Source organism: Enterobacter sp. I4 (assembly GCF_022669095.1).
GTDB classification, from domain to species: domain Bacteria; phylum Pseudomonadota; class Gammaproteobacteria; order Enterobacterales; family Enterobacteriaceae; genus Enterobacter; species Enterobacter pasteurii.
Window position 1 is genome coordinate 2,051,079 of the sequence record NZ_JALBUO010000001.1, and the last position, 22,575, is coordinate 2,073,653.

The window sequence follows — 22,575 nt, forward strand, 5'->3', positions numbered from 1 at the left end:
CATGTTACGGTTGTTTAAATTAAATACCTGAATTTAAACAGCAAAAAAGGGATCCGGTCACGAACCTGAGGACAAAGTTACCCGGCAATGCTATAACCCTTATTGCCAACCCAAATATAAAGCCGCAGGAAAAAGTATGCTAAGAAATATTAGTGTCAGGACGTTTATTACCTATTTCCTTTTATGTGTATTTTTGGTAAGTGATGGAGTGATAACAATATTCTCAGGCAGCTTGTCGCTTTTAATTGCTGTTATTATTGTTCAATCTGTCGCTTTATTTTTACTCTGGGCGTACATGACAAAATACCTTGTGACGCCGATCAATACGGTGAAAAAAAGTATTGAAGAAGTCACGTCGGGTAACCTGGGGGTGTCGATTCCCGAGTTCGGTAACAACTGTGCGGGGCGGCTGATCCCGGGAATTAATAGTCTCTCCAGCAATATCGCAACGCTGGTGCGTGAGATCCGCGCGTCGTCGCATACTGCCATGACGCTTTCTGAACAGCTCTCTTCCCGCAGCGCGGAGCTTTCCGTCAAAACAGAACAGCAGTCAGCCTCTCTGGTCCAAACGGCGGCCAGCATGGAACAGATGGCTGCGAGTACCAAAAATAATGCAGACAATACCCGTTTAGCCAGCGAGCAGGCGAATGCTGCGACTATGCGGGCGCGTAAGGGTGGGGAGTTAATGGGGCAGGTTGCAAACAATATGCAATCGATAACCGAATGTGCCCAGCAGATGACGGAAATTATCTCGCTGATTGACGGTATCGCTTTCCAGACCAATATTCTGGCGCTTAATGCCGCTGTGGAAGCGGCAAGAGCCGGTGACCATGGTAAAGGGTTTTCCGTCGTGGCCGGTGAGGTCCGAAGCCTGGCGCATCGCAGCGCCGAAGCGGCAAAAAATATTAAATCATTAATTGAAGTCACCAGCCATAACGTGACCCAGGGCGTCACGGTAGTATCGGAGGCGGAAAAAAATATGCACGACATCGTAGCCGGCTCGGGCAATGTCAGCAGACTGATGGATGACATTTCCGCCTCTACGTCGGAACAGGAAAAAGGCATTTCACAAATAACTCAGGCACTATCAGAGCTTGAGCGCGTCACGCAGAGCAACGTCTCGATGGTAGAAGAACTTAATGGTTCATCAGACGTGCTGCGCAATCAGGTGATTGAACTACAAACGCGAACGCGTAACTTCCGCCTGAATAATGAATACCAGCCTGACAATGCGCTAAAGCGCCGCAAGTGGGCGGTGAATTCCTGAGCATATTCAGGACCATGCCTCACATAATTATTGCTTAACCCTCGGCGAAAGCTAGACTGACACCGGAAGAGTTAAAACGGTGGAGGCGCTGTGGAAAGCATAAAAGGGTCTGAGGTTAACGTTCCTGACGCAGTTTTTGCGTGGGTGTTTGATGGACGTGGTGGCGCAAGACCGCTGGAAGATACGGATGAAATCGACAGTGAACATCCATGCTGGCTGCATCTCAACTACACCCATCCAGACAGCGCAGACTGGCTCGCATCCACGCCGCTGTTGCCTAATAATGTCCGGGATGCGCTGGCGGGAGAAAGCCTCAGGCCGCGCGTCAGCCGGATGGGTGAGGGCACGTTAATTACGCTGCGGTGTATTAATGGCAGCACGGATGAACGTCCGGATCAGCTTGTAGCAATGCGTGTATATATGGATGAGCGCCTGATTGTCTCCACCCGCCAGCGAAAGGTGCTGGCGCTGGATGACGTTATTAACGATCTGAAAGAGGGCACGGGACCAACGGATTGCGGCAGCTGGCTGGTTGATGTCTGTGATGCGTTGACCGATCACGCCAGCGAGTTTATTGAAGAACTCCACGATAAAATCATCGATCTGGAAGATAATCTTCTCGATCAGCAAATCCCCCCACGAGGCTTTCTGGCGCTGTTGCGTAAGCAACTTATCGTCATGCGCCGCTACATGACGCCGCAGCGCGACGTTTACGCGCGTCTGGCAAGCGAACGCCTGAGCTGGATGAATGACGATCAGCGCCGCAGAATGCAGGATATCGCTGACCGGCTCGGCAGGGGTCTGGACGAGATCGACGCCTGTATCGCCAGAACGGCGGTCATGGCGGACGAAATAGCCCAGGTGATGCAGGAGTCTTTGGCAAGAAGAACGTACACCATGTCGCTAATGGCGATGGTCTTTTTACCGAGCACGTTCCTAACCGGGCTATTTGGCGTCAATCTGGGAGGGATCCCCGGCGGGGAATACCATTACGGCTTCACCACGTTTTGCGTCATGTTAGTGGTTTTAATTGGCGGTGTTGCGTGGTGGTTGCATCGCAGTAAATGGCTGTAAATTTACGCTTTTATGATGCATTGTCTGCTTCAAAACGACATTTTAATTGAGCGAAGTCAATAAACTCCGACCCTCTAAGGTGCAATATTACTCCCGCAGGTGAATGCAACGTCAAGCGATGGGCGTTGCGCTCCATATTGTCTTACTTCCTTTTTTTGAATTACTGCATAGCACAATTGATTCGTACGACGCCGACTTTATAGTCGGCTTTTTTTTGCCTCCTGTTTCTCAGCGTCTACCCTTTAGGGGACAACACCAAAACCTGGAGGAAAAGATGAGTATGCTACTTACCCTGCACCTGGTGAACACGCGTCAGTCCGATCCGGTGCCAACCGATCCGACCCCAATGCCTGACCCCATCCCCCGTCCGCAGCCGATGCCGGACCCGCCACCGGATGAAGAGCCGATTAAATTGTCGCATCGTTAGCGGAGATCTGCGAGGATACGCGCCATCTGACCGTAATCTTTACCACGAGAGTATATTGTGACCGCTTTTTCCACGCTGAATGTTCTGCCTGCTGCCCAACTCACTAACCTGAATGAGTTGGGCTACCTGACTATGACACCTGTCCAGGCCGCTGCCCTGCCAGCCATCCTCGAAGGCCGTGACGTGCGCGTGCAGGCTAAAACCGGCAGTGGTAAAACGGCTGCATTCGGTCTTGGCCTGTTACAGCACATCGATGTAACCCTGTTTCAGACCCAGTCTCTTATTCTCTGCCCAACGCGCGAGCTGGCCGATCAGGTGGCGGGCGAGCTGCGTCGCCTGGCGCGCTTTTTACCGAACACCAAAATTTTAACGCTATGCGGTGGACACCCTTTTGGTGCGCAGCGCGATTCTCTTCAGCACGCGCCGCATATCATTGTGGCGACGCCGGGTCGTCTGCTCGATCATCTGCAAAAAGGCACCGTTTCACTAGATGCGCTGCAAACGCTGGTGATGGATGAAGCAGACCGCATGCTGGATATGGGATTCAGCGACGCGATTGACGACGTGATCCGCTTCGCGCCTGCCTCTCGTCAAACGCTGCTCTTTTCTGCTACCTGGCCCGAGTCCATTGCGGCGATCAGCGGGCGCGTGCAGAAAGATCCGATTACTATCGAAATTGATACCGTTGATGCATTGCCAGCAATTGAACAGCAGTTCTATGAAACGTCGCAGCAGGGCAAAATTCCGCTGCTGCAAAAATTACTGAGCCAGCACCAGCCCGCGTCCTGCGTGGTGTTCTGTAACACCAAAAAAGATTGTCAGGCGGTGTGTGATGCCCTGAATGAAGCCGGGCAGAGTGCGTTACCGCTGCACGGCGATCTGGAGCAGCGCGATCGCGATCAGACCCTGGTGCGTTTCGCTAACGGCAGCGCTCGCGTGCTGGTTGCCACGGACGTGGCGGCCCGTGGGCTGGACATTAAATCTCTTGAGCTGGTGGTCAATTTTGAGCTGGCATGGGATCCAGAGGTGCATGTACACCGTATCGGACGCACGGCGCGTGCCGGCAACAGCGGTCTTGCCATCAGCTTCTGCGCGCCTGAAGAGGCTCAGCGCGCCAACATTCTTGCAGAAATGCTGCAAATGAAACTCAACTGGGTGAGCGCACCAGGCCACACCAGCGTTGTTCCGCTTGTGGCGGAGATGGTTACCCTTTGCATCGACGGCGGCAAAAAAGCCAAAATGCGTCCGGGTGACGTTCTGGGCGCGTTAACAGGGGATATCGGTCTGGATGGGGCAGATATTGGTAAAATTACGGTCCACCCGGCACATGTCTACGTGGCGGTTCGCCAGCCGGTTGCTCAAAAAGCCTGGAAACAATTGCAGAACGGGAAAATTAAAGGGAAAACCTGTCGCGTTCGACTGCTGAAGTAAGCTAAAGAAGCGTCTCAGAAGCGGTTTCTGAGACGCTGTAAGGTTATTTTACTTCCACCACGTTCAGGCGCAGTTCATCGAATTGCGCATCATCTTCTTCCGGCTGCCAGCCGGCAGGCTGCATCGGGATCTCTTCGCGGTCAAACGCCAGGTCGCCACCGTTTATTACTTCTGAACCATGGTTGATGCCTTTAAAATCGAACAGCTCGACGTCGGCCAGGTGCGAAGGAACCACGTTCTGCATTGCGCTGAACATCGTCTCGATACGACCCGGATAGCGTTTATCCCAGTCACGCAGCATGTCGCCAATCACCTGACGCTGCAGGTTAGGCTGAGATCCGCACAGGTTGCATGGAATGATAGGGAAGGCTTTGGCCTGTGAGAAACGCTCGATGTCTTTCTCGCGACAGTAGGCGAGCGGGCGGATGACGATGTGTTTGCCGTCATCACTCATCAGCTTCGGCGGCATGCCCTTCATTTTGCCGCCGTAGAACATATTCAGGAACAGCGTTTGCAGAATGTCGTCACGGTGGTGGCCCAGCGCGATTTTGGTTGCGCCCAGCTCCGTTGCTGTACGGTACAGAATGCCGCGGCGAAGACGGGAGCAGAGCGAGCAGGTCGTTTTGCCTTCAGGGATCTTCTCTTTAACAATACCGTAGGTATTCTCTTCTACGATTTTGTATTCAACGCCCAGTTTCTCCAGGTACTCCGGCAGGATATGCTCCGGAAAGCCCGGCTGTTTCTGGTCGAGATTGACCGCCACCAGGGAAAAGTTCACCGGTGCGCTTTGCTGAAGATTGCGCAAGATCTCCAGCATGGTATAGCTATCTTTACCCCCTGACAGGCAGACCATAATACGGTCGCCTTCTTCAATCATGTTGAAGTCTGCAATGGCTTCGCCCACGTTACGGCGCAGTCGCTTTTGCAGCTTGTTCAGGTTGTATTGCTCTTTTTTGTTAATTTCTTGATTTTCTTGCATTTATTACTACCTTCGGAGCCAGTAGGGGCAAAAAATTTAAGCGTGCCAGCTTATCGTTAAGCATCAGCACCTGTTCGCCATTCATTTCTTCAATCCACGCACCGTAGACTTCATAAACCATTTGCGCGTTTTCATGCCCCATCTGGCTGGCTATGAAAGACGGGTTAGCGCCGGCAGATAAAAGCCAGCAGGCAAAAGTATGCCGCGTATGGTACGGATTCCGGCGGCGAATGCCAGCACGTTTTACAGCGGCGTTAGATCCGGTGCCGATGCTCGTTAAAGCGTAACAGGTTTCCAGCACCGGGAGTCAACGAGAAAGCGGCCGAGGCTATCAAAGAAACGCGGTTACCGGTCGTGACTAAAAGTGGCTGGTTCAGATAATTTTGATGACGGTTCCGGCTTCTTTTAACTTTGTGTAAGTAAAACCTACGGCTCCGTAAAAAGAGATGCAAAGGAATATTAAAGCGAAGAGCATTACGTAGAAACTGACGTCTCCCTTTACTGAGAATTGATAAATTGCATAAAAGCAAAGTAAGACGAAGGCTGCCAGGGAGGAGAGTGCAATAGCGGAATAAAGAAAAATCATGAGCAGGTCGTCCTGACGTTAACTTTTGTCAAACCATTCTATCTTCAGCCAGGCGTAATACCAACCTCCAGCATTGCTACACGCTTTTGAAATATTGCATTTACATCGCGTTAGAGCACCCTGTTTACCTCCCGTTTAAATGGCACTGTTAAGCGCTAAACTGACCGCAGACACGTCGTTACCTTATGTCAGGATGAAAGCAGCATTCCCTTACGCCACGTGAAGTTTGGGGATAACGTATGGAGTGTCTACACTTAAGGTTTACGCGGTAGAAATGGAGGTGAACATGACTGACCGGCCAGTAAATGGCGACCATCCTGATTTTAGCCCCGTCCCGGACAGCCACGATAAGGATGGAAGCAAGCCAAAAGACGACCCTGGCTCAGCGCCCGAATCGGGCGATAAAGAACCAGAGTGATAAGAAGCCGCCTTCGGGCGGTTTTTCTTTGCATCGTCCAGGGGCTGCGATCTCATGGGTACAGACGCGGAGGAGTCTAAAGCGTTGGTCGTTCTTTCCAGCATAAACTGACAAGCTTTTAAGATGTCTGTACCGATTGATGCTTATACCGATGAGGCGATTTTCTCACGAAACCACATATGGGCGCGATCGCGATGGACCCGCTCAGGCCAGAGCATAACCATTTCAAATCCGGGCACCTCAACTGGTGGTTCAACAGTTTGCAGCGCATTGTTTTCACACACCAGCCGCCATGGGGCCATGGCGACCATATCTGAACTCTCCAGCACCGCACAGAGAAGCAGAAAACCTGGCACAGACATTGAGACACGACGCGTCATACCTCGTTCGGCCAATACGGTATCTGTCGCACCATGAAAGCCTCCACCTTCTGGTGAGACAATGACGTGTTCAAGCTGACAGAATTTCTCAAGCGACAGGGGTTTTTGCAGGTGGGGGTTTCCCGCACGACCAACAAGTACATAGCGCTCAGTGAACAGTGTTCGACTATATAAATTTTGCGGAGCTTCGACCCTGGTCATAAAGGCCAGGTCAATTTCTCCCCGATCGGCTTTCCTGGACGCTTGCGAGGGAAGCATATGTACTACTGCAATACGTGTAGCTGGCGCAGCAGCGCGTAATGCTTTCAGGGCTGGACGCAGGATAGTTAAAACACCGTAATCAAAGGCGGCGACGTGCCAGTGGTGAGTTGCCTGCGCTGGGTTGAAGACACCCGTTGGGGAGATTACCTCTTCAAGTGCTGCTAATGCATGTCGCAGTGGTTCACGAAGCTCATCAGCCCGAAGGGTTGGGCGCATCCCCCGTGGACCCGGTATGAGTAACGGATCCTCGAATACCTTCCGAAGTCGGGCGAGTTGCACGCTTACGGTGGGTTGAGAAAGATGCAAACGCTCGGCAGCACGGGTGACATTATGTTCGGTCAGAAGCGCGTTAAGCGTAACCAGCAGGTTTAAATCAAGATTCCTTAAGGTATTAACCATCATAATGCCAGCCATTTTATAAATTCATTTTAACTATATCAGACGCGGAATTAATGTGTTGCTTCCAACTGATTGGGAGCGAAAAAATGAATGTACTTCTTGTCTACGCCCAGCCCGAAACCACCTCTTTAACACGTCATCTTGTCCACATAGCGACGCAGGTATTAACCGCGCAGGGCCACTGTGTCGTGCATTCGGATCTCCACAAGATGGGGTGGAAAGCTGTATTTGATTCCCAGGACTTCCCTGAACGAATTAATCCTGAACGTTTTTCCTATATTCAGGAGTCTGCGCATGCTTTTGCTCATGGACGACAGACCTCTGATGTTGAACAAGAGCAGCGTAAAGTTTTGGCCTCAGATGCGGTTATCTTCCTTTTCCCATTATGGTGGTTCAGTATGCCTGCCATTATGAAAGGCTGGATAGAGCGGGTGTGGGCCTACGGTCTTGCATATGGCTATCAGAATAAGGGCAACGCGTATCGTTATGGTGAAGGCGGTTTTAAAGGCAAACGGGCATTGCTTGCTGTTTCGATTGGCGGGCCAGAACGTGATTATTCACCCAGAGGCATCAATGGCGATTTAGCGCAATTATTATTTCCGATCACCCATGGCACGCTCTTTTATACCGGAATGGAGGTATTACCCACGTTTGCTGTTTACGGTAGCGGCCAGCTTAACGCTAATGCTATACGTGAACTGGAGACCAGCTGGCGAAGTCGTCTGGAGAATCTCTTTAACGATGCGCCGATCCCTTTTCGTTCACAAAATTCAGGGGAGTACCCGGACCGGCATGTACTGGCGGAACACATTGCACCGGGTATGTCTGGACTTGCCGTTCATCTTGAGGATGACTGACTGGCGAGCCCCAAAGGCAAACCCTATTTTTTTCAGGCAAGTCGAAAATCTCTGACAGTTATGGCATGGATCCCATTAACGATAGCCAGCACGCTTTATTTTACTCCTGCTACTCTTTTGAAGGGTACAAGGGAGCGCTTCAATGAAGAATAAAGACGAACAAACAGGGTTGGTTGGGCTGGCTATTGGCGCCGCCGTTATTGGTCTGGTTTCATCCCAGAAGATCATCAACCGGGAAAGTATTGTCGATGAGCTGGTAAGGCTCGGCAGGCAGAAGGGAGATGGCGTTGAGGATGAAGTCTTTTTGAAAGCTGCTGAATTAGTGAGAAAAGGGGTATAAGCGATGGCTGAAATTCGTCATGCACGGTGCCATTGTGGTGCGGTGCAGTTTACGGTTGAGCTGACGGACGGCCTGAAAACCGCGCGTCGCTGTAGCTGCTCTTTTTGCCGGATGCGTGGTGCGGTGGTGGTCTCTGCACCGTTAACGGGTATTACGGTGACTCAGGGCGAAGACAGGCTCACGGAATACCGCTTCAACACCGGCACGGCGCGCCATTTCTTCTGTGCGGTGTGCGGAATTTATACGTTCCATCAAAGACGTTCCAACCCTAACGAGTATGGCGTGAATGTCGCATGTCTTGAAAACGTCACGCCATTTGATTTCCCGGAAGTGGTGGTGATGGATGGGGTAAATCATCCGATGGACGGTGATAGCGGGATATTTGGCTATCTCTCTTTTCGCAAAGAAGAAACTCAACATAAATAAACGTTAGCCCGCAGATTTCTGCGGGCTAATGTCATTAGAACTGGTAAACCAGGCCTAACGCTACGACGTCATCAGTACCGATGCCGTTGTTTTTGTAGAATGCGTCATCTTCATCCAGCAGGTTGATTTTATAATCAACATAGGTGGACATGTTTTTGTTGAAATAGTAGGTAGCACCGACGTCAGCGTATTTAACCAGGTCTTTGTCGTCCTGGCCATTGCCCAGGTCTTTACCTTTGGACTGTAAATAGGAAATAGCCGGACGCAGACCGAAATCGAACTGATATTGTGCGGTCACTTCAACGTTCTGGGTTTTATTGGCAACTGCGTCTGCGTTATCACCATATGGCGTCATATTACGGGTTTCGGAATACATCGCCGCCAGGTAGATATTGTTAGCATCGTATTTAAGGCCCGCAGTCCATGCATCCGCTTTATCACCGCCCGCACGGGTAGACGTTACCTGATCGTTGGTACGGTCTGAAGAGGCGTACGCCGCACCCGCGCTGAAGCCCATGCCAAAATCATAGGTCGCAGAAATACCGTAACCGTCGCCGTTTTCATGGCGAATATCGCGGCCGTTGTTGGTGCCTTCCTGATTATTGCTGGCGTCTTCGTTATTACCCTGATACTGAACCGCAAAGTTCAGACCCTGCACCAGACCGTAGAAGTCGGTGTTGCGGTAGGTCGCCACGCCGTTTGCACGACCGGTCATAAAGTTGTCGGCGTAGGTATATGAGTCGCCACCAAATTCAGGCAGCATGTCGGTCCAGCCTTCCACATCGTACAGTACGCCATAGTTACGGCCGTAATCGAACGAGCCATAGTCGCCCACCTTCACGCCGGCGAAGGCCAGACGCGTCCAGGACTGGTTATCAGAGCCTTCGGTGTTGTTCGCCTGAATATTGTATTCCCACTGCGCATAGCCGGTCATCATGTCGTTGATTTGGGTTTCACCTTTGAAGCCCAGACGCATGTAGGTTTGATCACCGTCTTTAGACGTATCGTCGGAGAAATAGTGCAGGCCATCTACTTTTCCATACAGATCAAGTTTATTACCATCTTTATTATAAATTTCAGCCGCATGAGTTGCGCCAGCCATTAACAGAGCGGGGATCATCAGTGCCAGTACTTTTCTTTGCATTTTGATTATTCCTGTGTCGTTATTTTTTTAATTGCTTAGTGAACTTTCCGGGCTGGAAAGATGTCCCATGCTAAATCACTCCGATAATGAATAATAAAATATAATTGTTACTGGGTAAGTAAAATCTAAACTAAATGATGCTATTGAAATAGCGATTCACTCCATGAATGTTTTTAGTTGAATAATACAAAATAAAAATTATTAATTGCTGAGTAAACAGGGTAATCTCCACGCCGTTATATGCCTTTAAGATTTCTTTTCCATAATTCACGTGAATATTGTTTAAATCGTATACGCAATTTTCACCGATTGTCTGGATGAGCCCGATGTACCTGCATCGGGCTTTTTTTTAGGCAAAAAAATGCCCGGACAGGCCGGGCAAGTTTATTATTCGCTGGTTGATTTTTCCGCTTTCCCCGCCATCTGCGCCAGGAAGTCATAACGCTTCTGGAGATCTGCTGCCGCATCCTTCCACAGCTGTTCAGCCACCTCTGGCTGTTGAGCGTTCAGCCTGCGGAAGCGCTGCTCCTGGAGCAACGTCTCAGCAAGGGCGTCTGACGGCGGACGTGAATCCAGCGCCAGCGGCAATTTACCTTCATCTGCACGGCGTGGATCAAAGCGGTACAGCGGCCAGAATCCCGTTGCGGTGAGCTGGCGCATCTGGTCATGGCTGAGTGCCAAATCGTAGCCGTGCTCTTCGCATGGGCTGTAAGCGATAATCAGCGACGGGCCAGGATAAGCTTCCGCTTCCTGAATGGCTTTTACCGTCTGGTTAAGCTGTGCGCCTAGCGAAATCTGCGCGACGTAAACATGGCCATACATCATCATGCTGACGCCCAGATCCTTACGCGCCTTGCGCTTGCCGTGCTCGCCGAATTTCGTGACGGCACCCAGCGGGGTCGCTTTTGAGGCCTGTCCGCCAGTGTTTGAATAGCACTGGGTGTCGAGCACCAGAATATTGACGTTTTCGGTCAGGCTCAGCACATGATCCAGGCCGCCAAAGCCAATATCGTAGGCCCACCCGTCGCCGCCAATCAGCCAGATCGATTTTTCCACCAGCGCGTCGGCATCGTTCAGCAGCTGTTCGGCCCCCTCAACACCCTGAAGCGCCTTGCGCAGTTCAGCAACCTGTTCGCGCCGAACTTCAGGCGTGGCCTCCGCATGCAGCGCGTCGTTTAGTTCTGCCGGAATGTTATCGGCAAACTGCGCCAGAAGACGCATTACGCGGGCACGGTGCTGATCGACCGTCAGGCGGAATCCCAGCCCAAATTCGGCGTTATCCTCGAAAAGGGAGTTTGCCCACGCCGGACCGCGGCCGTTAGCGTCCGTCGTATAAGGGGTCGACGGCAGGTTCCCCCCGTAGATTGACGAACAGCCGGTCGCGTTGGCTATCAGCATACGGTCGCCGTAAAGCTGCGTGAGCAGTTTGATATACGGTGTTTCACCGCAGCCGGAACACGCTCCGGAGTACTCGAAGAGCGGCGTAATAAGCTGAGAGGTACGAATATCAATGCGCTCCAGCTTGCTGCGATCGATCTCAGGCAGGTTGAGGAAGAAGTCATAGTTCACTTTCTCCTCCTCAACGTGCTCCAGGCGCGACATCATATTGATGGCTTTGATTTCCGGGTTCTGACGATCTTTTGCCGGACACACTTCCACGCACAGGTTACAGCCGGTGCAGTCTTCCGGCGCAACCTGAAGAACATATTTCTGACCACGCATGTCGCGGGATTTTACATCCAGCGAGTGCAGGCTTTCCGGTGCGGCGGACATCGCTTCTGGTGGTACCACCTTGGCGCGAATGGCCGAGTGCGGGCAGGCGGCCACGCAGTGGTTGCACTGCGTGCACAGCTCTTCTTTCCAGATGGGGATCGCTTCGGCGATATTGCGTTTCTCCCAGCGGGTCGTGCCCATCGGCCAGGTGCCGTCCGGCGGCAGCGCGGACACGGGAAGGGCATCGCCCAGCCCCGCGAGCATCGCCGCGGTAACGGTTTTGACGAAGTCCGGCGCGGCGTCTGACACCACCGGCGGCCGGTTCGGGCTGCTGGCGTTGACCGGCTGCAACGGCACCTCGAACAGCGACTCGCGGGCCAGCGCCAGCGCCTGCCAGTTGCGCTCAACAAGCTCCTGGCCTTTACTGCTGTAGCTTTTAGCAATCGCCCCCTGCAGCGCCGTAAGCGCGCTGTCGCCCGGCAAAATATTGGTCAGGTGGAAGAAGGCCATCTGCATTACGGTATTAATACGCGCGGCCAGGCCACACTCGCGGGCAATTTTTGCCGCGTTAATCACGTACAGACGCGCCTGTTTCTGGTTCAGCACCGCCTGAACCTCCTGCGGCAGACGTCCCCAGACCTCATCGGCGCTGTACGGGGTGTTAATCAGGAAAATACCGCCGGGCTTCAGGCGCTCGGCCATCTGGTATTTATCGATGAACTGAAGCTGGTGGCAGCCAACAAAATCCGCCTGAGAGATAAGGTAGGCCGAGCGAATCGGATGCTCGCTGACGCGCAGGTGGGATACGGTGAGACCGCCCGCTTTTTTGGAGTCGTAGACGAAATACCCCTGCGCATACCACGGCGTGGCGTTACCGATAATTTTAATGTTGTTCTTGGTGGCCGAGACGCTGCCGTCACTGCCGAGGCCGTAAAACAGCGCTTCCAGCTTTGCAGTCGAGGGCAGGGTGTTTTCCGGCAACGCAAGGGAGAGGTTGGTCACGTCATCATAAATGCCGACCGTAAAACGCGGTTTCGGTTTTGCTTCGTTCAGTTCAGCAAACACGGCCAGCACGCACTCAGGCCCGAACTCTTTGGAAGACAAACCGTATCGGCCGCCGATTACGCGGGGCAACGTTTCACGCTCGCCGCCGTTAAACGCCTCTGCAAGGGCGGTCATCACATCAAGATAGAGCGGCTCAGCCTGTGCGCCAGGCTCTTTGGTGCGATCGAGTACCGCCACGGCGCGCGCGCTGTCCGGCAGAGCGGAGAGAAGATGTTTTGCCGAGAACGGACGATAAAGGCGAACTTTTAGCACGCCAACCTTTTCGCCACGCGTCAGCAGCTCATCGACCACTTCTTCGCAGGTGCCGATGGCCGAGCCCATCAGAACGACTACGCGTTCAGCCTGCGGATGTCCGTAGTACTCAAACGGCTTATATTCGCGCCCCGTCGCAGCGGCAAAATCGTCCATCGCACGTTCAACGTGGTCATACACCGCGTTGTACCACGGGTTTGTCGCCTCGCGGGACTGGAAATAGGTATCAGGGTTCGCAGAGGTGCCACGGATCACCGGATGTTCAGGGTTGAGGGCACGGGCGCGATGGGCGTCAATGTCCGCCTGCGGCAGCAGGTTGAGGATGGTGTCATCCGGCAGCGGAACGATTTTATTGATTTCGTGGGAGGTGCGGAAACCGTCAAAGAAATGAATGAACGGCACGCGGCTTTTCAGAGTAGCGATATGGGAAATCAGCGCAAAGTCCTGGGCTTCCTGCACGCTGCTGGCGCAGAGCATGGCGCAGCCGGTTTGACGTACGGCCATCACGTCCGAGTGATCGCCAAAAATTGAGAGGGCGTGAGTGGCTACGGTGCGTGCGGCCACGTGCAGTACAAACGGCGTTAATTGTCCTGCCAGCTTGTAAAGCGTGGGGATCATCAGCAGCAGTCCCTGCGATGACGTAAAGGAGGTCGACAGCGCACCGGTCTGCAGCGCGCCGTGCACGGTGGCAATCGCGCCGGCTTCAGACTGCATCTCCACGACGCGCGGGACATCGCCCCAGACGTTTTTTAATCCATTGCCAGCCCAGGCGTCCGCCTGTTCAGCCATCGTTGAGCTTGGCGTGATGGGATAGATGGCGATAACTTCGCTGGTACGAAACGCAACAGACGCGACTGCACCATTGCCGTCAATAGTTTGCATAGGACAACACCCTTACATTGCGCAAAAAAAAGAGGGGCCCGTAAAACGACAACAGACCCTGAATATTATCTGTGTATTTTAGCAAACCCGGGGTTTTACGATTTTCGCTTTTGTGTCCTGGTTATTCGCCGTACCAATGAGTAGATCAAGATTTGGGCTAAAAAATTGCGAGAAATTGTTTCAGAGGCGCATAAATACGCACATCCGCTCTCGACGATGCGGCGCGTGATGCCTATTATGCATAGGTTTCGCTTAAATGATGGGGAGGAAGATATGCGTTCAGCATTTTGGGTAGGGTGTGCCGCGTTACTGTTATCGGCATGTAGCAGTGAACCTGTACAGCAGGCGACAGCGGCACACGTTACGCCGGGTATGAGAGCGGCCATGTCCAGCTCCGGGCAGGCCAACTGCGCCATGATCGGCGGTTCGCTATCCGTCGCCCGCCAGCTCGACGGTTCCGCCATCGGGATGTGCGCGTTGCCTAACGGCAAACGCTGTAGCGAACAGTCGCTTGCCGTGGGTTCGTGCGGAAGCTACTGAGTTATTCTACTCGCTTAAACATCAGTGATTTATCGGCTGTCGCCAGCGTTAGCTGGTCTTCGGTCAGGTCTACCTGCGCGCCTTTGCGCAGCATATCGGCGAGGGTCTTATCGAGCTCATTAAGCTGCGGCTCGGTGCAGAGTTTACGGGTCATCGCCAGCGTTTTGACCTTCAGCTCGCCTTCGGACAATTTCCCCTGTCCGTTGAAGCCGTTGCACATGGTGCCGGAGACGACAATGTTGTTAATGAGGCTGATGTTGGGCTGCGCGCCGAAGCGGATTTCAGGCTGCCTTTTCCCGACGTTTACCGCTTTGCCATCGACGTTTTCCAGCACGAAACGGTGATTCTCTAACCGATCGGCCTGAACGGAGGCTTTGCCGGGATTAACGCATCCAGCCAGTGCAAGGCTGAGTAAACTTATTGCCGCGAGCTTTTTCATTTTTCTTCTCGAACTATCAATGCTGTAAATATTATTCGAGTGTAACGATACCCCCTGCGGCGTTAATGGGTTTTATCTGAAAGTGCGAGAAGGGACCGGGCGGCGGCGCGCCCGGTCAGTGAATTAGTGAGATTTAAATCCTGCCGCTGCCATCAGCATTTTGAAGAGCATACTTACGCAGGCCAGCGCCAGCACGCTGCCTCCCCAGATGATGGCAAGCCACATCAAACGTTTCCATACAGGTTGTTGCATCAGTGATAACCCTCCCCATGCTGTACTTTTCCGCGAAAAACGTAATAGCTCCAGAAGGTGTAGACCAGAATAACGGGAATGATCAACAGTGCGCCCACCAGCATAAAGCCCTGGCTTTGAGGTGGCGCGGCGGCTTCCCACAGGGTGATGGACGGCGGAATAATATGCGGCCAGATGCTGATCCCAAGCCCGCTGAACCCGAGAAAAACCAGACCTAACGTCGTGATAAACGGCAGATTATGGCTGGCAGGATTATTCAGGCAGCGCCACTGTAGCAGACTCAGGATCGCAACCAGCGCGGGGACCGGCAGGAGGTAAAACAGGTTTGGCAGCGTGAACCAGCGCGCGGCAATGGCTGGCTGCGCCAGAGGCGTCCAGAGGCTGATCGCAGCAATAAATACCAGAAGGAGGAGCAAAAGCCCTTTTGATATCCGGCGCATCCGCCGTTGCAGGGCATGCTCGCTTTTCATCACCAGCCAGGTGGATCCTAACAGCGCATAAGCCACCACAAGACCCGCGCCGCAGAAGAGATTAAATGGCGTTAACCAGTCAAACGGGCCGCCACCGTAAGCGCGACCGGTTACGCTGAACCCCTGGATAACAGCGCCAACGGTGATGCCCTGGGTGAAGGTCGCGAGAATGGAGCCGCCGATAAAGGCCTTATCCCAGAACGGACGGTGTGCCGGGGTTGCCTTGAAGCGAAATTCAAAGGCGACACCGCGAAATATAAGTCCGATCAGCATTAACGTCAGCGGAATGGTCAGCGCGTCGATGATAACCGCATAGGCGAGGGGAAATGCGCCAAACAGCGCCGCACCGCCAAGCACCAGCCAGGTTTCGTTTCCGTCCCAGACCGGGGCGACGCTGTTGACCATCACGTCGCGATCGTCGGCATTTTGCGTGGCGGGAAACAGGATGCCAATCCCCAGGTCAAAGCCATCCATCACGATATACATCAGCGTGGCGAAAACGATGATAACGAACCAGATAATGGAAAGATCGATACCCATTACGGTTACTCCTTAAATTCAGTGGTGACGGCGGAAAGCGGACGGGCAGGGCGTCCATCGGACTCGGTGGCAAAAGATTCGTGGGGCTGCGGCCCTTTTTTAATCAGACGCACCATATAGCTGTAGCCCACGCCGAACACCGAGGTATAAACCACGAAGAAGGCCAGTAAACTGACGCTCATATGCAGATCTCCATGCGCGGAGACCGCATCCTGCGTGCGCTGTAGCCCGTAGACGACCCACGGCTGACGGCCAACCTCCGTTGTCACCCATCCGGCGAGGATTGCGATCAGCCCCGACGGCCCCATCAGCAGGGCAAACCTCAGGAAAGGGCGAGAGACATACAGGCGTTGCTTATAGCGCAGCCAGACCGCCATCACGCCCATGAGCAGCATCAACATGCCCAAGCCGGCCATAATGCGAAAAGACCAGAAAACGATAGTAGAGTTGGGTCGATCCTCTTTCGCAAAATCTTTTAAGGCCGGAACTTGTTTATCGAGGCTGTGGGTCAGGATCAGGCTGCCGAGAGCGGGGATCTCCAGCCCAAAGCGGGTACGCTCCTGCTCCATATCCGGCCAGCCAAACAGCAGCAGCGGAGTGGGTTCCCCTGGGGGATTCTCCCAGTGTCCCTCGATGGCGGCTATTTTTGCAGGCTGATGCTTTAAGGTATTCAAACCGTGCATATCACCCACCAGTGCCTGTACGGGCGCCACAATCAGCGTCATCCACAATGCCATGGAGAACATGGCACGAATGGCGGGGGTGTTGTTTCCACGCAGCAGATGCCAGGCCGCAGACGCGCCGACAAACAGCGCGCTGCTGAGGAAGGCAGCAATCGACATGTGCAGCAGGCGGTAGGGGAAGGAGGGGTTAAAGACAACGGCAAACCAGTCCACCGGAACGACCTGACCGTTAATAATTTCGTGTCCCTGGGGCGTCTGCATCCAGCTGTTCGAGGCGAGGATCCAGAAGGTCGAAATGATAGTTCCCAGCGCAACCATGCAGGTTGAGAAAAAGTGCAGACCTGGCCCTACCTTATTCCAGCCAAACAGCATCACGCCGAGGAACCCGGCTTCGAGGAAGAAGGCGGTAAGTACTTCATAGGTCAGCAGGGGGCCGGTAATACTGCCCGCGAACTGCGAAAATCCGCTCCAGTTGGTGCCGAACTGATAAGCCATCACCAGGCCGGAGACCACGCCCATGCCGAAGTTAACGGCGAAGATCTTCGACCAGAAATGGTACAGCGAACGCCAGACGGGATTTTTTGTTTTCAGCCACAGCCCTTCCAGCACGGCGAGATAGCTCGCCAGGCCGATGGTGATGGCCGGAAAAATAATATGAAAGGATACGGTAAAGGCGAACTGTATTCGCGCAAGATGAAACGCATCTAAACCAAACATGCAAAACTCCGCAGTGCAATTAATTCGATGCAATTCTAAGCCGCGCTGGACAGGGGTTGCAGAGACAGAGTGCTGTTATTTATCCATAACAGTTAACATGCCTGCCTTTGCGTAAATACGAGACGGGCGGGAATAGTCCCGCCCATTTAAACGTTCACTTCCGTATCGCCCAAACGTAAATCAACACGGCATTGAGCAGAAAAGAAAGAATGAAAAGTAAGGTTGTATAGTTTTCGCTCCATTCCAGTTCAGTCACAAATCCAAAATAGCTGGTGTAGAGTTGATAGAGCTTTACATCAGGCATGATGTAACAAAACAGAGAGTAAATAACGAACAGCATTAACGTTTCGACTATCCACGTCAGGACATGCTTTTTTGCATTCATTAATATACCTGTATTGTTCCGAGCGCATTTAATCCAGCAGCTATTTTTACAGTGCCAGACGCCAGCAAACCATGCATCAATATTCTGTAGTGGTCATGGTTTGGTAACGTTATGCATCCATTGCTGATACCGGACTGTCCTGCCGGGTGTAAACGAAAAGAGCCACGTTCGACATTGCTGACAAAAGTAGTGTCGTCAATGTGATTATCGTGACGATAAAGGGCAAACCAAAAGTCACGGTTTGATCCGCTTTCAAGGCCTTTGATAGTGTCATGCCAGTGGGTCGCTAAACCACCTCGGGGACGTGTCACAATATAATATAGTCCTGGAGGTAATGGTCCCGCCCCGGGAGTCGCAACGGCATTGGGATTATTTCTGTTATGCCCTGAATTTCCCGAATACGCCGGGAAAAAGCCCAGGCCGGGACAGCTCAACGTTGAAAGTTGTCCCCCGTTCAAATGAAAAGAGCACCGAATCATCTGTCTTTCCATTCGTCCGAGAAGATGATATTCCCGTCGCAATGTTTCCACGCGATCTTTTCGTAGCGAAGCGCAATACTTTCCAGGTGGTTGTGTTTTTCCGTGGCGGGGTTTTTAACGTCATGCATTAGTGGGCAAATAGATACCACTTTTACATTCTCCAGCAACATGTTGAAGTATTCAACTTCCTGCCCTGCATCATTAATACGGTACCACTTAAACTCGGCGCTTTTTAAGGTTTGACCCTCTGCGACCGCTTTGTACAGATAAGGGCTTGAGCTGTCGAACTCCTTCTCAAAATTAAGCGGACTATGTATACGTGTACCGGTAATTTTACCCGTCATGTTATCGGTCGGGAGATGAAGGCCGTGCCCGAAACCCAGTATTTCAATACTTCCTTCACGATCTATCACGTCAACGGAACCGTTAATATTGGCTCCGCCATCATCTTTTGGCCACAGGTAGGCTGGTATTGCCATCTTAAAACACCTTTTCACTGATTAAATTTTAATAAGTTAATACCTCTTCTGTATTCGCAATGTAGGCAAAAAGTGTTATAGGTAACGGTTATATTTCAATAGGTTATGGGTTTTCCTGCCAGAATTTAACTCTTGAATACTCATTGGTTTCGGATTACGTATGCATAAAAAATTTCTTTTTATGATTTTTACGCATTAAACCGCTTGCTTTGTCGTCAGCAACATGCGTTAATGGCCTTCTGGTTTTGCATCCAAATAAATATCTGACGTAGTTTTATAAAGCAGTTCTCATCACGTTGTGCCTCTCCGCAGCCTCTCTTGGGTCTTTATCTACTTTCCGATTCGTTTTGTATCGAACCACTATTGCCCGTTCGGCTCATGAGTAATTTACGTTTTTACGTTTACAGGAGAATCCTATGACTTCTTATATCCATTTTCGCTGCCCTTGCTGTCATGGCTCGCAGTACCGCACCTCAGCTTTTGACGTGTCTGATAAAAATCCTTTCGGCGCGAAGTGCATTTTCTGCAAATCGTCGATGATCACGCTCGACCATCTGGCCGCAGCGCGTTCCGCGCAGAATCACGTTACCGAGTACCGCAAGTAATTATCCGCATTTCCCATAACAGTTAGCAAAATCTTCTCTTTTTCTCCTGCTGATATACACTGTCAGCAATAAGGAGAATCTGATGAAAAAATACCAGCGTCTGGCGCAACAAATTATCTCGCAGATTGAACTTGGCGTATGGTTGCCGGGCGATAAGCTGCCTTCACTGCGAGAGCAGGTGGCAAGCAGCGGCATGAGCTTTATGACCGTTGGCCACGCGTATCAGATGCTGGAAAGTCAGGGGCGCATTGTCGCCAGACCGCAGTCGGGCTACTACGTTGCCGCGCGCCCGACCTCCCACCAGCCTGCACCGCCCGCACAGGTGATGCGCGACGAAGTGGTAGACATTAATACCTACATCTTCGACGTGTTACAGGCCAGCCGCGATCCCTCGGTAGTCCCGTTTGCCTCTGCGTTTCCCGATCCGCGTCTTTTCCCGCTTCAGCAGCTCAACCGATCGCTGGCCAGCGTCAGTAAAACGGCCACCGCCATGAGCGTGATTGAAAACCTGCCGCCGGGTAACGTCGACTTGCGCCATGCTATCGCCCGCCGCTACGCCCAGCAGGGGATGAACATCTCCCCGGATGAGATCGTGATCACCGCCGGGGCGCTCGAGGCGCTCAACCTCAGCCTGCAGGCCGTCACCGAGCCGGGAGACTGGGTCATCGTTGAAAACCCCTGTTTTTATGGCGCGCTTCAGGCCCTTGAACGCCTGAAGCTGAAAGCCTTGTCCATCGCCACTGACGTGCGTGAAGGCATCGATCTTAACGCGCTAGAGCAGGCGTTAAGCGATTACCCGGTAAAAGCCTGCTGGCTGATGACCAACAGCCAGAATCCGCTGGGCTTCACCCTGAGCGCAGAGAAGAAGGCCCGGCTGGTGGCCTTGTTAACGCGGCATAACGTCACGCTGATTGAAGACGATGTTTACAGCGAACTCTACTTTGGCCGTGAAAAACCTTTGCCTGCGAAGGCCTGGGACAAGCAGGACATGACGCTGCACTGCTCATCCTTCTCTAAGTGCCTGGTGGCCGGTTTTCGCATCGGCTGGGTGGCGGCAGGAAAACATGCCCGGCGTATTCAGCAGCTACAGCTGATGAGCACCTTATCAACCAGCTCCCCTATGCAGCTGGCGCTGGTGGACTATCTGTCCACCAAACGTTACGACGCCCACCTCCGCCGCCTGCGGCGCACGCTCGCCGAGCGCAAGCAGCATGCCTGGCAGACGCTTCTTCGCCATATGCCTGCCGGTGTCAAAATCCATCATAACGACAGCGGCTACTTTTTATGGCTGGAACTCCCGGAACGGCTCGATGCAGGACGGTTCAGCGAAAAGGCGTTAGCCCATCAAATCAGCATTGCCCCCGGCAAAATGTTTTCCACCTCCGATACCTGGGCGCCGTTTTTCCGCTTTAACACCTCATGGGGCTGGGGGGAGCGGGAGGAACAGGCTGTCGCCCGGCTGGGTGAAGTCATTCGCGAAATGATGCTGGCTCCAGTCACACCCTGATGAAAATTCCTGAAGCGACAGGGTACGCGGTCTACCTTTAGTTAGGGAGCGCCGACTTGATACGTGACGTTGTCACGAATAAGTCCGGCAATACGCGTGCTGACAGCGAAAATAATGTCGACTTCAACAGGACAATGTTATGCAAAATCTACTGCTGATTAATGGTGAACTGGTGGCCGGCGAAGGCGAGGCGCAGGCGGTTTACAATCCTGCCACGGGTGAGGTGCTGCTGGAGATTGCTGAGGCGTCGGCCGCTCAGGTGGATGCTGCCGTTCAGGCTGCCGATCGTGCTTTCGCTGAGTGGGGCCAGACGACGCCGAAAACGCGCGCCGAATGCCTGCTGAAGCTGGCGGATGTAATCGAAGCCAATGCCGACGCGTTCGCGCAGCTGGAATCACTTAACTGCGGGAAACCGCTGCATTGTGCCCTGGGGGATGAAATTCCGGCCGTCGTCGATGTGTTTCGCTTCTTTGCCGGGGCCGCCCGCTGCCTGAATGGTCTGGCCGCGGGTGAATACCTTGAGGGACATACCTCAATGATCCGTCGCGATCCGGTAGGCGTTGTCGCCTCCATTGCCCCGTGGAACTATCCGCTGATGATGGCGGCGTGGAAGCTGGCGCCCGCGCTGGCCGCCGGAAACTGCGTGGTGATCAAACCTTCGGAAATCACGCCGCTGACGGCGCTGAAGCTGGCGGAACTGGCGAAGGACATCTTCCCGGCAGGGGTGCTGAACGTGCTGTTTGGTCGCGGTAAAACCGTGGGAGATCCGCTGACCGGTCACGAAAAAGTGCGCATGGTTTCGCTTACCGGCTCTATCGCCACCGGGGAACATATCATTGGCCATACCGCTTCCTCTATCAAACGGACCCATATGGAGCTGGGCGGCAAAGCGCCGGTCATCGTCTTTGACGATGCGGATCTGGATGCGGTGGTTGAGGGCGTGCGCACGTTTGGCTTCTACAATGCCGGTCAGGATTGTACCGCTGCCTGTCGTATATACGCCCAGAAGGGGATTTACCCGGCGCTGGTCGAAAAGCTGGGCGCCGCCGTCGCCACGCTGAAGATGGGTGCGCCGGAGGATACGTCTACGGAGCTTGGCCCGCTCAGCTCAGCAGCGCATCTTGCTCGCGTTTGTGCCGCGGTGGACGACGCCAAAGCGCTGAGTCATATCCGCGTGGTCACCGGTGGCGGCAAGAGAGAGGGCGCAGGATATTACTTCCAGCCAACGCTGCTGGCCGGGGCGAGGCAGGATGACGCTATCGTTCAGCGGGAGGTGTTCGGGCCGGTGGTCAGCGTGACGGAGTTTGAGGATGAAGCGCAGGTGCTGGAATGGGCTAACGATTCCCGGTACGGCCTGGCATCCTCCGTCTGGACGAAAGACACAGGGCGTGCGCATCGGCTCAGCGCGCGGTTGCAGTATGGCTGCACCTGGGTCAATACCCATTTTATGCTGGTGAGCGAAATGCCGCACGGCGGTATGAAGTTATCAGGCTACGGCAAGGATATGTCGGTCTACGGGCTTGAGGACTATACGGTTGTGCGACATGTCATGATAAAGCACTAAGCCGTCTTGCCCGG

At 53.2% G+C, this 22,575-nt stretch carries 22 protein-coding genes and 1 pseudogene; 12 read left to right on the plus strand and 11 right to left on the minus strand.

The genetic code is table 11. The features are described 5' to 3' along the window. Positions 1-136 precede the first annotated feature (136 nt). The 4 genes from MOQ06_RS09795 to dbpA all read left to right on the plus strand — a co-directional run bounded on the left by MOQ06_RS09795 (position 137) and on the right by dbpA (position 4,199). Positions 137-1,267, plus strand: coding sequence for a methyl-accepting chemotaxis protein (locus MOQ06_RS09795; protein ID WP_242172603.1), 1,131 nt, complete (start codon positions 137-139; stop codon positions 1,265-1,267). Between the two features lie 90 nt (positions 1,268-1,357). Further along, positions 1,358-2,341: a zinc transporter ZntB gene (gene zntB, locus MOQ06_RS09800; protein ID WP_148419714.1), complete on the plus strand. Its 984-nt coding sequence runs from the start codon at positions 1,358-1,360 to the stop codon at positions 2,339-2,341. 280 nt (positions 2,342-2,621) lie between these two features. Beyond that, complete coding sequence (locus MOQ06_RS09805; protein WP_274857168.1) at positions 2,622-2,768, plus strand: hypothetical protein; 147 nt, start codon at positions 2,622-2,624, stop codon at positions 2,766-2,768. Positions 2,769-2,825: 57 nt separating this feature from the next. Next, a complete protein-coding gene (dbpA, locus tag MOQ06_RS09810) occupies positions 2,826-4,199 on the plus strand; it encodes an ATP-dependent RNA helicase DbpA (RefSeq protein ID WP_242172606.1) in 1,374 nt (457 codons plus the stop codon). A 43-nt stretch (positions 4,200-4,242) separates the two neighbouring features. Here dbpA and ttcA read toward each other — a convergent pair whose 3' ends face one another. After that, the gene (ttcA, locus tag MOQ06_RS09815; RefSeq protein WP_176610188.1) at positions 4,243-5,178 is read right to left on the minus strand and encodes a tRNA 2-thiocytidine(32) synthetase TtcA; all 936 of its coding nucleotides are present in this window, start codon (positions 5,176-5,178) and stop codon (positions 4,243-4,245) included. Further along, positions 5,156-5,464: pseudogene (locus MOQ06_RS09820) on the minus strand (tyrosine-type recombinase/integrase); the annotation flags it as partial. The pseudogene MOQ06_RS09820 and the gene ttcA, both read right to left, overlap by 23 nt. A 586-nt stretch (positions 5,465-6,050) precedes the next feature. On the opposite strand from MOQ06_RS09820, the gene MOQ06_RS22530 reads away from it, so the two are divergent. Next, the gene (locus MOQ06_RS22530) at positions 6,051-6,182 is read left to right on the plus strand and encodes a hypothetical protein (protein ID WP_255517716.1); all 132 of its coding nucleotides are present in this window, start codon (positions 6,051-6,053) and stop codon (positions 6,180-6,182) included. A gap of 143 nt (positions 6,183-6,325) precedes the next feature. Here the strand turns inward: MOQ06_RS22530 and MOQ06_RS09825 are convergent, their stop codons facing one another. Beyond that, on the minus strand, positions 6,326-7,222 hold the full coding sequence (locus tag MOQ06_RS09825; RefSeq protein WP_242173251.1) for a LysR family transcriptional regulator: 897 nt from the start codon (positions 7,220-7,222) through the stop codon (positions 6,326-6,328). A gap of 86 nt (positions 7,223-7,308) precedes the next feature. Here MOQ06_RS09825 and MOQ06_RS09830 point away from each other — a divergent pair, with 86 nt between their 5' ends. The 3 genes from MOQ06_RS09830 to MOQ06_RS09840 all read left to right on the plus strand — a co-directional run bounded on the left by MOQ06_RS09830 (position 7,309) and on the right by MOQ06_RS09840 (position 8,845). Then, entirely contained in the window at positions 7,309-8,079 is a 771-nt protein-coding gene (locus MOQ06_RS09830; protein ID WP_242172608.1) for an NAD(P)H-dependent oxidoreductase, read from the plus strand. Between the two features lie 142 nt (positions 8,080-8,221). After that, entirely contained in the window at positions 8,222-8,419 is a 198-nt protein-coding gene (locus MOQ06_RS09835) for a hypothetical protein (protein ID WP_003856931.1), read from the plus strand. A 3-nt stretch (positions 8,420-8,422) separates the two neighbouring features. Beyond that, positions 8,423-8,845: a GFA family protein gene (locus MOQ06_RS09840; RefSeq protein ID WP_242172610.1), complete on the plus strand. Its 423-nt coding sequence runs from the start codon at positions 8,423-8,425 to the stop codon at positions 8,843-8,845. Between the two features lie 34 nt (positions 8,846-8,879). On the opposite strand, the gene ompC is transcribed toward MOQ06_RS09840, so the two are convergent. Together ompC and nifJ are read right to left on the minus strand one after the other, a co-directional pair. Then, positions 8,880-9,989, minus strand: a complete 1,110-nt coding sequence (ompC, locus tag MOQ06_RS09845; protein ID WP_242172613.1) for a porin OmpC — start codon at positions 9,987-9,989, stop codon at positions 8,880-8,882. A gap of 387 nt (positions 9,990-10,376) precedes the next feature. Further along, on the minus strand, positions 10,377-13,901 hold the full coding sequence (gene nifJ, locus MOQ06_RS09850) for a pyruvate:ferredoxin (flavodoxin) oxidoreductase (protein WP_242172614.1): 3,525 nt from the start codon (positions 13,899-13,901) through the stop codon (positions 10,377-10,379). Positions 13,902-14,174: 273 nt separating this feature from the next. Between nifJ and MOQ06_RS09855 the strand changes: the two genes are divergently transcribed. Continuing rightward, entirely contained in the window at positions 14,175-14,441 is a 267-nt protein-coding gene (locus tag MOQ06_RS09855; protein ID WP_148419747.1) for a DUF333 domain-containing protein, read from the plus strand. A gap of 1 nt (position 14,442) precedes the next feature. Here MOQ06_RS09855 and hslJ read toward each other — a convergent pair whose 3' ends face one another. From hslJ to MOQ06_RS09885, 6 genes are all read right to left on the minus strand, one after another. Continuing rightward, positions 14,443-14,880, minus strand: a complete 438-nt coding sequence (gene hslJ / locus MOQ06_RS09860) for a heat shock protein HslJ (protein ID WP_242172616.1) — start codon at positions 14,878-14,880, stop codon at positions 14,443-14,445. Between the two features lie 123 nt (positions 14,881-15,003). Further along, positions 15,004-15,132 (minus strand): DUF2474 domain-containing protein, encoded by a 129-nt coding sequence (locus tag MOQ06_RS09865; protein WP_017693358.1) that lies wholly within the window; start codon positions 15,130-15,132, stop codon positions 15,004-15,006. After that, positions 15,132-16,142 carry a cytochrome d ubiquinol oxidase subunit II gene (gene cydB / locus MOQ06_RS09870; RefSeq protein WP_242172618.1) on the minus strand — a complete coding sequence of 337 codons (1,011 nt, stop codon included), beginning with the start codon at positions 16,140-16,142 and terminating at the stop codon, positions 15,132-15,134. Before cydB ends, MOQ06_RS09865 begins: the two co-directional genes overlap by 1 nt. A gap of 5 nt (positions 16,143-16,147) precedes the next feature. Further along, entirely contained in the window at positions 16,148-17,542 is a 1,395-nt protein-coding gene (locus tag MOQ06_RS09875) for a cytochrome ubiquinol oxidase subunit I (protein ID WP_242172620.1), read from the minus strand. A gap of 384 nt (positions 17,543-17,926) precedes the next feature. Then, positions 17,927-18,406 (minus strand): DUF2778 domain-containing protein, encoded by a 480-nt coding sequence (locus tag MOQ06_RS09880; RefSeq protein WP_242172622.1) that lies wholly within the window; start codon positions 18,404-18,406, stop codon positions 17,927-17,929. Further along, positions 18,403-18,885, minus strand: coding sequence for an Hcp family type VI secretion system effector (locus tag MOQ06_RS09885; RefSeq protein ID WP_242172625.1), 483 nt, complete (start codon positions 18,883-18,885; stop codon positions 18,403-18,405). Before MOQ06_RS09885 ends, MOQ06_RS09880 begins: the two co-directional genes overlap by 4 nt. Before the next feature lie 416 nt (positions 18,886-19,301). Between MOQ06_RS09885 and MOQ06_RS09890 the strand changes: the two genes are divergently transcribed. The 3 genes from MOQ06_RS09890 to patD all read left to right on the plus strand — a co-directional run bounded on the left by MOQ06_RS09890 (position 19,302) and on the right by patD (position 22,561). Next, a complete protein-coding gene (locus MOQ06_RS09890) occupies positions 19,302-19,490 on the plus strand; it encodes a cold-shock protein (protein WP_148419751.1) in 189 nt (62 codons plus the stop codon). Between the two features lie 82 nt (positions 19,491-19,572). Then, positions 19,573-20,997: a PLP-dependent aminotransferase family protein gene (locus MOQ06_RS09895; RefSeq protein WP_242172628.1), complete on the plus strand. Its 1,425-nt coding sequence runs from the start codon at positions 19,573-19,575 to the stop codon at positions 20,995-20,997. 139 nt (positions 20,998-21,136) lie between these two features. Further along, positions 21,137-22,561, plus strand: coding sequence for an aminobutyraldehyde dehydrogenase (gene patD / locus MOQ06_RS09900; RefSeq protein WP_176610236.1), 1,425 nt, complete (start codon positions 21,137-21,139; stop codon positions 22,559-22,561). The last annotated feature ends 14 nt before the right edge of the window (positions 22,562-22,575 follow it).

Coding starts and splice junctions, on each gene's coding strand:
- MOQ06_RS09795 (WP_242172603.1), top strand. CDS start 137: ATGCTAAGAAATATTAGTGTCAGGACGTTTATTACCTATTTCCTTTTA.
- MOQ06_RS09865 (WP_017693358.1), bottom strand. CDS start 15,132: ATGCAACAACCTGTATGGAAACGTTTGATGTGGCTTGCCATCATCTGG.
- MOQ06_RS09885 (WP_242172625.1), bottom strand. CDS start 18,885: ATGGCAATACCAGCCTACCTGTGGCCAAAAGATGATGGCGGAGCCAAT.
- MOQ06_RS09880 (WP_242172622.1), bottom strand. CDS start 18,406: ATGATTCGGTGCTCTTTTCATTTGAACGGGGGACAACTTTCAACGTTG.
- MOQ06_RS09875 (WP_242172620.1), bottom strand. CDS start 17,542: ATGTTTGGTTTAGATGCGTTTCATCTTGCGCGAATACAGTTCGCCTTT.
- MOQ06_RS09830 (WP_242172608.1), top strand. CDS start 7,309: ATGAATGTACTTCTTGTCTACGCCCAGCCCGAAACCACCTCTTTAACA.
- MOQ06_RS09805 (WP_274857168.1), top strand. CDS start 2,622: ATGCTACTTACCCTGCACCTGGTGAACACGCGTCAGTCCGATCCGGTG.
- nifJ (WP_242172614.1), bottom strand. CDS start 13,901: ATGCAAACTATTGACGGCAATGGTGCAGTCGCGTCTGTTGCGTTTCGT.
- MOQ06_RS09855 (WP_148419747.1), top strand. CDS start 14,175: ATGCGTTCAGCATTTTGGGTAGGGTGTGCCGCGTTACTGTTATCGGCA.
- MOQ06_RS09895 (WP_242172628.1), top strand. CDS start 19,573: ATGAAAAAATACCAGCGTCTGGCGCAACAAATTATCTCGCAGATTGAA.
- ompC (WP_242172613.1), bottom strand. CDS start 9,989: ATGCAAAGAAAAGTACTGGCACTGATGATCCCCGCTCTGTTAATGGCT.
- MOQ06_RS09890 (WP_148419751.1), top strand. CDS start 19,302: ATGACTTCTTATATCCATTTTCGCTGCCCTTGCTGTCATGGCTCGCAG.
- patD (WP_176610236.1), top strand. CDS start 21,137: ATGCAAAATCTACTGCTGATTAATGGTGAACTGGTGGCCGGCGAAGGC.
- cydB (WP_242172618.1), bottom strand. CDS start 16,142: ATGGGTATCGATCTTTCCATTATCTGGTTCGTTATCATCGTTTTCGCC.
- MOQ06_RS09835 (WP_003856931.1), top strand. CDS start 8,222: ATGAAGAATAAAGACGAACAAACAGGGTTGGTTGGGCTGGCTATTGGC.
- MOQ06_RS09825 (WP_242173251.1), bottom strand. CDS start 7,222: ATGGTTAATACCTTAAGGAATCTTGATTTAAACCTGCTGGTTACGCTT.
- ttcA (WP_176610188.1), bottom strand. CDS start 5,178: ATGCAAGAAAATCAAGAAATTAACAAAAAAGAGCAATACAACCTGAAC.
- MOQ06_RS09840 (WP_242172610.1), top strand. CDS start 8,423: ATGGCTGAAATTCGTCATGCACGGTGCCATTGTGGTGCGGTGCAGTTT.
- hslJ (WP_242172616.1), bottom strand. CDS start 14,880: ATGAAAAAGCTCGCGGCAATAAGTTTACTCAGCCTTGCACTGGCTGGA.
- MOQ06_RS22530 (WP_255517716.1), top strand. CDS start 6,051: ATGACTGACCGGCCAGTAAATGGCGACCATCCTGATTTTAGCCCCGTC.